Here is a 12,428-nt window from a genome sequence, read left to right on the forward strand (position 1 = left end):
GCGCAAAGCTCTGAAGGGTCTGACACCGTACGAATTCATCTGCAAGCAGTGGACATCCGAACCCGAGCGGTTCAAAGTGAATCCGATCCATCTAATGCCGGGACTGAACACCTAACGCGCTAGGACGCTTTTTGCGCCGCAGGTTTCGCAGCGCGCGCGCCAGCTTCGTGCGTACGCGATGGTGCACAGATCAAGATGACCATACTCCGTGCGTGCTTACCGCTGGCGCCACGATATGCGCGTTTTCTCCAGGCATTGCCGCTTGTTCACACTGACTTGTCCCGGTCATGTGAGGCGCCGTGCTGAAGCAAACGGCATGCCTTGCGTCGGTTCCAAGCCGTTGCGCAGTGACCGCTCCCGCTCCTTCCGCACCTCGATCGAGCACCCGGATCGATCTGGGGTTGGGTAATCGCTGCGCGTCTGTTCCGTCCTTCCCCAAGAGAGCATTACCTCATGTTGCAGATCAACTTCCGATCGGCGTTTGGCCTGGCGGCCATGTTGGGCATCGCCAGCGCAGTGCTTGCACCCAGCGCGCAGGCCGCGCCGGCGCGCGGTACCTTGCTTACCAGCAATTTCCTGAGCAGCTACACCCGTGATGAGATCGGCGCGATGCTGGCCTCCGAGTCGCAGGCCGAACAGCCCAAATGCAACGTCCGTGTCGCCGAATTCACCTATGCAACCGTCGGTGTCGAAGGCGAACCTGCAACCGCATCCGGCGTGCTGCTGGTTCCGGATGGCGAGCAGTGTACCGGGCCGTATCCGTTGCTCGGCTGGGGGCGTCCGACCAGCACGGAGCGCGCGGAGGAACAGGCCAAGGACATCCGCGATGCCAAGGGCAACGACCCACTGGTCACGCGCTTGGCCAGCCAGGGGTATGTCGTGGTCAGCAGCGATTACCTGGGGCTTGGTAAGTCCAACTACGGGTATCACCCGTACTTGCACGCCGCGACCGAGGCGAGTGCGACCATCGATGCGATGCGCGCGGCGCGCAGTGTGTTGCAGCGCTTGAACACGCCGCTGTCCGGCAAGGTGATGCTGTCGGGTTACTCGCAGGGCGGCCACACGGCGATGGCCACCCAGCGTGAGATAGAGGCGCATCTGTCCAAGGAATTCCATCTGGTGGCCAGCGCGCCGATCTCCGGGCCTTATGCGCTGCAGCAGACGTTTTTGGACAGCTGGAGCGGCAGCAATGCGGTAGGCGAAAGCAGCTTCGGCATCATCCTGGGCAGCTATGCCATCGTCGCGATGCAGCACACTTATAAAAACATCTATCTGGAGGCCGGGCAGGTGTTTCAGGACCCGTGGGCTGCCAGGGTGGAGCCGTTGTTCCCGGGCGAGCAAAGCCTGGCCGATCTGTTTCTCGGCGACACCTTGCCAGGTATCGATCAACTCAAGGCGTATTTCCAGCCTGGCTTCTACCGAGACTTTGCCAGCAACCCCGCCAACCCATTCCGCCAGGATCTGGCGCGCAACAATCTGCTGGCGTGGGCGCCGCAAACACCGACACTGCTGTGTGGTTCGTCCAACGATGCCACCATTCCGCTCAAGAACGCGCAGACCGCCATCGCCAGCTTCAAGCGGCGTGGCAGCAACCAGGTGGCGTTGGTGGATATCGGCACCGGCAACTCCAGCGACAACTCGGCCGTCGTGCATCTGTTGACGAACGAACCGTGCATCGTGGCGGTGCGGCACCAGCTGTTGGACAAGCAGCGCTGACACAGCGGTCGCTACTTGAGCTGCCGAAGGTTGTGCAGGTGCGGGCGTATCGACGCCCGCGCCTGCATGGTTCTTCACTGCCGCCGGTGCGGCGCACTGCCACGACCATTGGCTAACGTGCGTGTCCTGACATGGCCGTACCAACGCGCGGTCCCATGACGGGGCGCGTGCAGTCTCGACGTGAACCACATTCCACCCCAGTGGCCAGCGCGAGCGGCGTTCGCGTCTGAACACGCATCTCAGGCGCGCTCGCTAGAGTGCGTACGATGGTTGCAGGCGCTGCCGATTATCGGCAGGCTTGCGCCGATGTCAGAGTCTCTTTTTTCATCTTCCGGTTTTGCCTTCACCCACGCGCCGCTCGATCGCGGCGATGTGCTGCGTGACGATCCCGACGCCCTGGCGCGTCTGTGGCCGCAGGGCCGTGCGCTGTTGATCGACGCCAAGGGCGCGGCGCTGGCCGATGCCGATGGCCAGCCGCTGTTGCTGGATGGCGCGGCACTTGCCGACGGGCCGGAGGCCGCGATCTTCCTGGGTCTGCGTGATTCGGCTGGCTGGTTCTGCCTGCCGGCCGACATTGTCGCGGTGCAGGCGCCGCAGCGGATCGATCTGCGCCAGGCCGCTGCCGACTGGCCAGCCGACATCGCCACCGCCTTCGCCTATGCACGCGCCATGTTGCACTGGCAATCGCGCACGCGCTTTTGCGGCGTCTGCGGCGGTGCGATCGCATTCCGGCGCGCCGGCTTCATTGCGCACTGCACGCAATGCCAGACCGAGCATTACCCGCGCGTGGACCCGGCCATCATCGTGGCGGTCAGCGATGGTGCGCGCTTGCTGCTCGGTCGTCAGGCCAGTTGGGCGCCGGGACGTTATTCGGTGATTGCCGGCTTCGTCGAACCGGGTGAGTCGCTGGAGCAGACCGTGGCGCGCGAAGTGTTCGAGGAAACCCGCGTGCATGTGCAGGACTGCCGCTACCTGGGCGCACAGCCGTGGCCGTTCCCGGGCGCGCTGATGCTGGGCTTCACCGCGCGTGCCGCAGCGACCGAGGTGCCGCAGGTCACCGGTGAGCTGGAAGACGCGCGCTGGGTCAGCCATGCGCAGGTCAGCACCGCGCTGGCCGGTGAGGGCGATATCGGGTTGCCGCCGCGCATCTCCGTTGCGCGGGCGTTGATCGAGCATTGGCATCGTGCGCATGGCTGAGCCTGGCCGGCTGTTGCGGTGTTGCAGCGGCGCTCGCGTCCGCTCGGCTAGACTCGGCTGAGGAGGCCTGTCCATGTTCACCACCCTGGTTGCCGTCGTCGTCGCACTCACGCTGGGCCATCTGGCGCCGGCGCAGGTGGCCAGGCTGCGCAATTTCGCCTGGTTCGGCCAATGGCTGCGCCGACTGGATAGTTACGCGGCCGGGCGCGGTGTGTGGCAGGGCCGTTATGGCGTGCTGCTGGCCGTGCTGCCGGCGCTGCTGGTGGTGCTGGTGCAGTGGCTGCTGGACGATGTCTGGCATGGCTTTCTGGCCTTGCTGTTCGGCGTGGCGGTGCTGACCTGGACCTGGGGCCCGCGCGATCTGGATCGCGATGTGGAAGCGGTCATCGACGCCGACGAGCCGCACACGCGGCGCGAAGCGATTTCGCACCTGCAGGCCGCCGGCGGCAGCGTGCACGAAGACGCGCCGTCGCTGGTGGAAGCGGTGGTGGTCAATGGTCTACGGCGCTGGTTTGCGGTGCTGTGGTGGTTTCTGCTGCTGGGGCCGTTCGGCGCGGTGCTGTATCGGCTCATTGCCCTGGCGGTGGAGAGCCCGCTGGCCGTGTTGCTGCCGCCCCGCAATCTGGCCGGCGCGCGTTGGCTGCTGGTGGTACTGGAATGGCCGGTGGCGCAGTTGATGACGATGTCGATGGCGCTGGTGGGTAACTTCGACACCGTGTTCCGTGCCTGGCGCGAGGCGCACGGCAATCGCTGGTCGTTGGAACCGTATTTTCTGGGCGCGGTGGCGCGTGCCAGCGTCAGCGCCGAGCTGCGCGAGGAAGCGCACGACTACACCGATTCGGGCTTGGTGCCGGTGTGGCGCCGCCTGCCGGAAGTACGCGATGCGATGAGCCTGGTCTGGCGCGTGCTGCTGCTGTGGTTGGTGGTGCTGGCGTTGTTGGTGATTGCGGGGTGGGTGCGGTAGCGCCGCGCATCATGGCGGGCGAAAAGGATGTGTAGCGCCTGGCCATGTGGGAACGTCGGCGCATCGCGATGATTTGCGGACTAACCCGGCGCCAGCAGCGTAAACGGGTACCACGGCAGATTCCTTGCGATCCAGTATGCCGGCAAGGCCCATAACCATAACTTCGGCTCGGACATCACGGCCACCACCGGGGCGAACCAGCGTGCGCGCCAGCCGGCTTTCCAGGCGATCAGGCCGGGCAGGGTGAACAGGCCGAGCACCGCTGCAGGGTTCATCGCGAAGGCGCCGGGCAGGTCGAAATGCACCAGCGCGTAGAGTGCGCGGGTCATGCCGCAGCCGGGGCAATAGCAGCCGGTGACGGCACGGAACACGCAGGGCGGGAACGGGCTGTTGCTCGCATTCGGATCGAAGCGATACAGCAATGACACGCCAAGGGCGGCCACGCTGGTGGCCGCCCCCAGTCCAAGCCAGTGGCGTGGACGCAGTTCCATTACTGCGTGTGCTGCAACTGCTGCATGTAGTCCATGTAGCCCTGCATGCCGCCGGTGGCCACCATGCCGATATTGATCAACAGGCCGATGGCAGCCAGTACGCTGGTCACGATGCACCAGGTCTTGGCGGTATTGGAGGCGCGACGCGCGCCGTCGATATCGCCCTGGTTGAGCAGGCCATTGACCTTGCTGGAGAACACGATCGCCACGATGCCGGTGATCAGGGACGGGCAGCACAGGCAGAAGCCGAGCGCGGTGGAGACGATCGCCCAGATCAGGTGATTGGGCACCGGGCCGGGGGCGGCGCTGGAGGAGGGATGGATCGGCGGTGGCATGGCACTCATGGTGAAGCTCCTTGGGTGGTAAACAACAGCGAACTGATGGGTGAGTGGGGTGGATTATCGGGCGCCATGCGCGGCGCCGAAGCGCACGGTGTGCGTTGACGATGGCCGCAGGGCGCTCATGCGAGGTCTGGCGCGAGCGTGAGCGGCGCCAGCGTGTCGGTAGCGGCAGCATCGAGCAGCGCGACGCGGTGCCGAATATTTGCTCGCGCGTGTGAACTGGCACTCCACGCTTGCGCAGCGAACCAACGCAGTAGCATGGCCATCGCTGCCGGCACCGCCAGCCGCTGGAATGCGCGACACCCGCCGGTCAGGGCAGACGCCTCAGGCGCAATGATGTTGAGCACAACGACGTCCCCCGGTACGGCCGGCCGCGTCCGCTTGGCGGCTGCGGCGGCAAAGCGTGCAATGGCGCACAGGCTACTCGCACGCGCCATGGACGCAAAGCCTGCACCCGCTGGCTCAGGGCTGGTCCTGCCGCAGCGTGCGCACCTGTTGTTCGAGCAGCGCGGCGCTGGCCTGATCGCCGGCAACCGCTGCCCCTGCCACCACTTCGATCCGCGCGCGCATCCGCCGCGGCACCCGCATGCGGCCCAGGCGCGTGTCGCGCCGGCTCCACATGCTCGACCACATGCCGCGCAGCGCCATCGGAATGACCGGCACGTTGCGGCGCTGCAGAATCTTTTCCACGCCGGATTTGAAGGGTGCGATCTCGCCATCCTTGGTCAACGCGCCTTCCGGGAAGATGCATACCAGTTCGCCATCGGCCAAGGCGGCATCGATGCGGTCGAAGGCCTGCTGCATCAATGCGGGGTCTTCGCGCGCGCCGGCGATCGGGATGGCCCTGGCGGTGCGGAAGATCCAGCGCATCACCGGGATGCGGAAGATCCTGTAGTACATGACAAAGCGCACCGGGCGCGGAATCACCGCCGACAGGATCGGCGCGTCCATGTAGCTGACGTGGTTGCATACCAACAGCGCAGCGCCCTCGTCGGGCACGTGTGCGTCGATGTCGCGCGCGCGCAGGCGGTACAACACGCTCACCAGCACCCAGCTGAGAAAGCGCATCAGGAACTCGGGCACCAGGGTGAAGATCCACAGCGCTACCAGCGTATTGGCGATCGCCAGCGCCAGGAACACCTGCGGAATGCTCAGGCCCGGCAGCGGAATCCGCACCCCGAACAGCACCACGGGCGGCAACTGCAGCGCGATGCCGATGACGGCCGCGGCCACGATGAACAACGAGTTCTGGATATTGAGCCCGGCGATCACGCGCGACAGCTCGGCCTTGGGCGTGCGACTCTGGATCAGCGCAAACAACGGCACCACGAACAGACCGGTGAACAGGCCGATGCCGACCAGATCGATGATCAACCGCACGCTGCCGGGCTGCTGCACGAACTGGCCGATCGACAGGCCGGCGACCGGTGCCGCACCAGGACGGGCGAAGTACAGGTCCAGCAGGAAGGCGCTGATGCCGAACGCGCCCAGCGGCACCAGGCCGATTTCCACGGTGCGGCCGGACAGCCGTTCGCACAGCAGCGAGCCTGCGCCGTTGCCGATCGAAAACAGCGCCAGTGCGAACACGTACAGGTCCTGCTGGCCGCCCAGGTTGAGCTGCGCATAGGTGGGCAGCTGCGCGGTCAGTACGGTGCCGATGAACCAGAACCACGACACGCCCAGCACCGCGTTGCGCACCGCCAGCGTGCGTCGGGTCAGGCGCATGATGGCGCGCGATTCGGGGATGGCGTTCCAGTTGATCTTCAACTCGGGCGCGCCGGCATCCACGCGCGGGACCAGCCGCGCCACCAGGTTGCCGGTTACCGCAATCGCAATCACCGCGGTGGCCGCAACCTCCGGCCCATGCCTGTCGGCGATCTGGAAAATCAGCCCGCCGAAGATCATGCCGCACAGGATCGAAATCGATGTCCCCATTTCGACCAAGCCGTTGCCGCCGGTGAGTTCTTCCGGCTTCAGCACCGAGGGCAGGATCGAATATTTCACTGGCCCGAACAGCGTGGACTGCAGGCCGGTGCAGAACAGCGCAATCAGCAGGATCACCATGTTCTCGGTGATGAAGCCCACCGCGGCCAGCGACATGATGGCGATCTCCATCGTGGTGGTGATCACGATGAGCTTCTGCTTTTCCAGCTTCTCGGCGATCTGCCCGGCCAGCGCGGAGAACAGGAAGTACGGCAGGATGAACAATGCCGGCGCCAGGTTCGTATACAGCGTGCGCTGGGCGGCATCGATGCCGAGATAGAACAGCAGGCCGATGATGGCCTGCCGATAGACGTTGTCGTTGAACGCGCCCAGCGCCTGGACAGCGAAGAACGGCAAGAAGCGGCGCTGCTTGAGCAGGGCGAACTGACTGTGACCGGACATGCAGTTTCCTTTGCGAACGCGCGCAGCCTAGCAGGCTTCCATGGCGTGCTGGTGGATGGCGGCTGTGCTCAGCGGCTTCTACGTGCTGGTGGCCTGCGTTGCGCGAGCTGGGTGCGCAGCAAGGCCACGAAGGCGCGTGCGGCGGGGCTGGGGTCGGGCCGCCACACCGCATAGGTCAGAAAGCGGTAGCGCTCCTTCAAGGCCACCGTGACCACGCCGCGCATGGCCCCGGCCATGGTCTGCGGGACGATGCCCACGCCCAGGTTGGCAGCGACCAGTTCGCGCACCAGATCGGCATGGGTGACTTCGTACTGCTGGCGTTGCCGCAGGCCCCCCTGCGCAAACGCAGCATCGATGATGCCGCGCACGCCGGCACCGGGAACCAGTCCGGCCATCGGTTCGTCATCAAGCTCGGCCAGCGCCACCCGTTTGTGCGCGGCAAAGCGATGGCCGGGTGCCACGATCAAGGCCAGCGCTTCTTCATGCAGCAGCAGGCGCTGCGCCGGCACCGCAAGCTGCGCGCCGACACCGACCAGGGCGACATCCAGCCGGCCTTCGCCCAGATCGTGCAGCAAGGCCTCGCTCATGGCGGTGCGCAGATGCACGTCCACCCGCGCATGCGCGCTGCGGAACTGATGCAGCAACGCCGGCAGTTGCACGGTAGTGAGCGAGGAAATCTGCCCCAACGCAAGCCGGCCACGCACGGTGCCCAGGGCCTGGGCCATTTCTTCGTGCAGGCGCTCGGCAGCGCGCAGGGTCTGGCGGGCGTTGTGCAGGAACACCTCGCCGGCGGCGGTGGGCCGCACCTGGCGGGTGCCGCGTTCGAACAGGCGTGCGCCGAAGGTCTCCTCGATCTTGGCGACCTGATGGCTGAGCGCCGACTGCACGGTGTTACAGCGGCGCGCAGCAGCGGTGAAGCCGCCTTCTTCGGCCACGGCGACGGCAAATTCCAGTTGGCGTAAGGTCAGCATGCAATCTCGAAATACGATGGCAACGGTGAAAACAATACATTGGAAAGATGGCTGCCGGCTGCCCACACTGTGCACATTCCTTGACCAGGCAGCAGCCATGCAGACCGGGCCCACCTCCCACCCGCCCTTGCCCCGTCGCCTGGTGCTGCTGATGGCCGCCGCCACCGGATTGGCGGTGGCGAGCAATTACTACGCCCAGCCTCTGCTGGAAACGCTGGCGCAGGCGTTCGGCATCCAGGTACGCAGTGCCGGTGCGGTGGTCACCGCGGCGCAGCTGGCCTACGCGGCGGGGCTGCTGTTACTTGTGCCACTGGGCGACCGGTTGGAGCGACGCGGCCTGATCGTGGGCCTGTTCGTACTGAGCGCGCTTGGGCTGTTGGTGAGCGCCAGTTCGCACAGCTTTGCGATGTTGCTGGTCGGCACCATCGTGACCGGCGCCAGCTCGGTGGCGGCGCAGATCCTGGTGCCGTTCGCCGCCACGCTGGCGGCGCCTAACGAACGTGGCCGGGTGATCGGTACGGTGATGAGCGGATTGCTGCTGGGGATCTTGCTGGCGCGCACCGCGGCCGGCGTGCTCGCCGGTGTCGGCGGCTGGCATACGGTGTACTGGATAGCCTCGGTCGCGTTGTTGCTCACTGCCGGGCTGTTGTGGCGCGGGCTGCCGTGCCATCCCGGCAATGCGCAACTGGCGTATCCGCAGTTGGTGGGCTCGGTGCTGACGCTGCTGCGCGACGATGCGGTGCTGCGTTCGCGCGCGGTGCTGGGCGGGCTGATCTTTGCCGGCTTCAGCATGTTCTGGACCACGCTGGCGTTTCTGTTGTCCGGGCCGAGTTATGGCTACGGCACCGCGGCGATCGGCTTGTTCGGCCTGATCGGTGCGGTCGGTGCACTGGCGGCCAATCGCTCCGGGCATTGGTCCGATCACGGCCATGGCGACCGCGTGAGCTGGGGCGGGCTGGCGATGTTGCTGCTGTCGTGGGGCTTGCTGGCGTTTGCGCCGCAGTCGATCGTGCTGCTGATCGTGGGCGTGCTGCTGCTGGATATTTCGGTGCAGGGCGTGCATATCACCAACCAGAGCGTGATCTATCAGCGCAATCCGGCGGCGCGCAATCGCATCACCTCTGCCTACATCACCTGCTATTTCATCGGTGGTGCGGTGGGGTCGACGTTGGGCACGGCCGCCTATGCGCAGGCCGGGTGGATGGGTGTGGTGATCGGCGGCGCGGTCCTGGCTGCAGCGGCGTTGGGTTGGGTGGGCCTGAGCGAGGCGCGCAAGCAGTGGAAGTGAGCGCAACTGGTGGCGAGGACGCAGCGAACGCACGGAAGGGGCGATTGCGCGGCATCACCATGTTCGACATCGCATGCCGCATGAAGGCTGCATGGGCGGTGGGTGTGGCGCCCATGCCTGTCGACCACTGGCGGCTAGGCCTTGATGGTCGCCAGATGCGGCGCGTTCTCTGCCGGTGCCGTTGTCACTGCCAGCGCTGCAGCGCGCAACTTGGGCAGCAGGCGCAGCGTCAATGCCAGCTGGTCACGCACCAGGCGTTGCTTGGGCGGCAACTGCACGGGGTGATGTTCCAGCGCCTCGGCAGTGGCCAGTTCTTCGCTTTCGTCGTGCGCCGGCAGCGGTTGGCGTTGGCCGAGGGCGCTGGCGATTTCGCTCAGTGCGCGCTGCAGATACTCGCCGGCCTGCGCGATGGTGGCATCGTGTTCGCCTTCCAGTGCGGCGCGGTGCGCGCCCAATGCCGACAGATAGCCGAGCAAGGTATTGGACAGCGCCAGGAAGCGAAAGCCCGCATCCAGATTGCGCCGATAGCGGCCGGGTTCGCGCAGCATGTTGGATAACGCCACCGACAACGCGGCATCGGCGTTGTGCATGTCGCGGCGCGCAATGCGGTAGGGCAGGTCGTCGCGCTTGCCGCTGGCGTATTGCTCCAGCACCTGGGCCAGATAACGCGCGCAGCTGGCCAGCACCGTGGCCATCACCTGGTTCAGCCGGCGGCCTTGCCAGTCCGGCAGGATCAGGAACGAGGCGGCCGCGGCAATCGCGCAACCGATCAGGGTGTCGATCAGGCGCGGCCAGATCAGCACGAAGCCATCGCCCAGCAGGTTGAAGCAGAACAGCGCCATCACCGTGATGCCGGCGGTGGCCAGCATGTAGCGATCGGTGCGGGTGATGAAGAACACCAGCGCGCCGGCCAGCGCCAGCAGCAGCTGCACTTCGGTGCCGGCGAACAGCTGCATCAGCGCCCAGGTGGCGACCAGGCCGATCAAGGTGCCGGCAATGCGCTGCACCAGCCGTAAGCGCGTGGCGCCGTAGTTGGGCCGGCACACGAATGCGGTGGTAAGCAGGATCCAGTAGCCGTTGTCGGCATGGATGGATTGCATGATGGCGTAGCCCACCAGCAGCGCGATGGCCATGCGCAGGCCGTGGCGGAACAGCACCGAGCCGGGCGTGAGTTGCTGCACCAACCGCGCGCCCATTTCGCGCAAGGTGTGCGGCGAGGAATCGCGCAGCCGGGTGTCGAGGTTGTCGCTGGTGGAATCGGATTGCGCCGCTTCCGACAACCTGCGTTCGATGCTCTGTAGGTTGGTCACCAGCAGTTCCAGCGCGCCGAGCAGGCGGGCCAGTGCGGGGTCGGCGCGCGCGTGCAGATAATCCAGCGACTGGCGCAGGTCTTCGGTGGCCAGGCGGCTGCTGTCGCCGTAATCGAACGGGTGACGCAGGCGAATCGCCTCGCCCAACGCCGCGCACGCCTTGCCTTGCAGGGCGAGCAGGCGCTGGCAGCGATACAGCACGTCGCTGTGGAAGAACGCGTCGGTCAGCGCCTCGTAGGGATAGTGCGAGGAGCTGGCGCGCTAATGAAAGTCCTGCGCCATGTAATACAGCCGGAAATACAGGCCCGATTGCACGCCCGGCCGCCCCGAGCGGCCGAAGCGGCTCATGATGGCGGTCTTGGCCGCATTGAGCGCGCCGACCACCTTGGCGTTTTGTTCGGCCAAGGCCAGCCGGCGCGCATGCAGGTCGCTCTGGCGCACCGGTTCGAACAGATCGGCCTTGAGCTTGAGGTAGCGGCCCAACTCGAAAAACAGCCGCGACAGCCGCTCGCGCACCGGGCGATTGGCGAACAGGATGGTCCACAGGATCGACAGCACGCCGTACCAGGTGGCACCGATCAGCAGCAGCGCCGCGCCGTGCCAGGCGGTCAGCGGATCGCGGCTGCCGTGCTGGTCCATGCCGATCATGGCGTAGATCGACAAGGCCACCGTGGCCTGCGCGATCGAGGCATAGCGCTCGCCCAGCGCACCGAGCAGGGTCAACGAGAAGGTGGCCAACGCCATGCCCAGCACGAACGGCAACGGGTACGGAAACAACAGCACCACCGCAGCCGCGGCGGCGGCGAAACACAGCAGCGAGAGCAGCACCGATTTGATGCGGCCCAACCAGTTGTCGTCGGTTTCGGCAATGGCGCTGGCAATGGCGCCCAGAAACAGCGCCGGCACCGCAGTGAGCTGTTGCCAGTGCCAGCACACGCCCATCGCCACCGCCAGCGCGATGAACACACGCAGGCCATAGCTGGCCTTTTCATGGGCCCACAAACGGCTAAGGCGGGTTTCGAAGGAGGGAGTGGCCACAGTCTCTACAAGGCAGGGAGCCCGGGCATTATTGCCGCAGCCCGGCGCCGCCGGTGTGGACGACGGCTAGTTCTTTGTCAGTAGGGCGGCTTGCTAACCGGCTCCGCACATGCTCAGGATTGTTCGGAGCGCTCGCGGGCCAGTCGATGTCGCTGCCATGGAAGGCGTATGCCCCTGGGGTCGGCTGAAGGTTGCAGGTCGGAGGGACGGCGCCCACCAAATGACGGTCTATCTTGCAGTCGGAATAGCCAGTAGTTCCGCTTCCATTCGTTTGACGCCGGTCATCAGGTTGCGAAAGCTCGCAGAGCGAGCATTGTCCAATTGAATGTATTTCCCGATCTCCCGCGAGCCAGCCACCTTTTGATACCGGTTGCCTGTTATTAACTTGAGCTCCTTACTCGGATTTCCAATAGCGTCTGGCGATCTGAACTTGCGATTGTTCTGATGAGAAGCAAGCCTACTCATCTGTAGAGCCATGCCGACTGCAGCGAGGTCGGCGAGGTAGAAAGTCTCAAGCTCCGTGCAAGCGATTCTCACTAGGCAGAATTGAATCTTTCCAGAAAGTCTGCAAATTTCCAGTAGATTTTGTTTTACCGCTCGACAGTCAGGGTGGCTGTCAAGGTCTCTCAGTATAACGAATCGGGCTAGTGGATTCTGGTATCCGCGAATACGGCGCTCCAGTTGTTTTTCTAAGTCTTGCTTGCCTTCCGACGTCCCCCCGTCCTGA

The 12,428-nt window shown here is 65.3% G+C and carries 9 protein-coding genes and 2 pseudogenes; 5 read left to right on the plus strand and 6 right to left on the minus strand.

What is annotated here, in order from left to right:
• The 4 genes and pseudogenes from XAXN_RS12995 to XAXN_RS13010 form a co-directional block, all read left to right on the plus strand.
• Window positions 1–115, plus strand: a pseudogene (locus tag XAXN_RS12995) (IS481 family transposase); the annotation flags it as partial.
• Between the two features lie 338 nt (window positions 116–453).
• On the plus strand, window positions 454–1,716 hold the full coding sequence (locus XAXN_RS13000; protein ID WP_054319844.1) for a lipase family protein: 1,263 nt from the start codon (window positions 454–456) through the stop codon (window positions 1,714–1,716).
• Window positions 1,717–2,022: 306 nt separating this feature from the next.
• The gene (gene nudC, locus XAXN_RS13005) at window positions 2,023–2,913 is read left to right on the plus strand and encodes an NAD(+) diphosphatase (RefSeq protein WP_054319845.1); all 891 of its coding nucleotides are present in this window, start codon (window positions 2,023–2,025) and stop codon (window positions 2,911–2,913) included.
• Window positions 2,914–2,986: 73 nt separating this feature from the next.
• Window positions 2,987–3,877 carry a cobalamin biosynthesis protein gene (locus tag XAXN_RS13010; protein WP_054319846.1) on the plus strand — a complete coding sequence of 297 codons (891 nt, stop codon included), beginning with the start codon at window positions 2,987–2,989 and terminating at the stop codon, window positions 3,875–3,877.
• A gap of 80 nt (window positions 3,878–3,957) precedes the next feature.
• Here XAXN_RS13010 and XAXN_RS13015 read toward each other — a convergent pair whose 3' ends face one another.
• The 4 genes from XAXN_RS13015 to XAXN_RS13035 all read right to left on the minus strand — a co-directional run bounded on the left by XAXN_RS13015 (window position 3,958) and on the right by XAXN_RS13035 (window position 8,065).
• On the minus strand, window positions 3,958–4,368 hold the full coding sequence (locus tag XAXN_RS13015; RefSeq protein WP_054319847.1) for a DUF2752 domain-containing protein: 411 nt from the start codon (window positions 4,366–4,368) through the stop codon (window positions 3,958–3,960).
• Window positions 4,368–4,712 (minus strand): CD225/dispanin family protein, encoded by a 345-nt coding sequence (locus XAXN_RS13020; RefSeq protein WP_054319848.1) that lies wholly within the window; start codon window positions 4,710–4,712, stop codon window positions 4,368–4,370. Before XAXN_RS13020 ends, XAXN_RS13015 begins: the two co-directional genes overlap by 1 nt.
• A gap of 459 nt (window positions 4,713–5,171) precedes the next feature.
• Entirely contained in the window at window positions 5,172–7,094 is a 1,923-nt protein-coding gene (locus tag XAXN_RS13030) for an MFS transporter (RefSeq protein ID WP_054319849.1), read from the minus strand.
• 68 nt (window positions 7,095–7,162) lie between these two features.
• On the minus strand, window positions 7,163–8,065 hold the full coding sequence (locus tag XAXN_RS13035) for a LysR family transcriptional regulator (protein WP_054319850.1): 903 nt from the start codon (window positions 8,063–8,065) through the stop codon (window positions 7,163–7,165).
• A 97-nt stretch (window positions 8,066–8,162) separates the two neighbouring features.
• On the opposite strand from XAXN_RS13035, the gene XAXN_RS13040 reads away from it, so the two are divergent.
• Window positions 8,163–9,353, plus strand: coding sequence for an MFS transporter (locus XAXN_RS13040; protein WP_054319851.1), 1,191 nt, complete (start codon window positions 8,163–8,165; stop codon window positions 9,351–9,353).
• 134 nt (window positions 9,354–9,487) lie between these two features.
• On the opposite strand, the pseudogene yccS reads toward XAXN_RS13040, so the two are convergent.
• Window positions 9,488–11,701: pseudogene (gene yccS, locus XAXN_RS13045) on the minus strand (YccS family putative transporter).
• Between the two features lie 228 nt (window positions 11,702–11,929).
• The coding region (locus XAXN_RS13050; protein WP_054319852.1) for a DUF4276 family protein at window positions 11,930–12,428 on the minus strand (499 nt) is incomplete at its 5' end.

This window comes from Xanthomonas axonopodis (genome assembly GCF_001304695.1).
Classification (GTDB): Bacteria; Pseudomonadota; Gammaproteobacteria; order Xanthomonadales; family Xanthomonadaceae; genus Xanthomonas; species Xanthomonas axonopodis.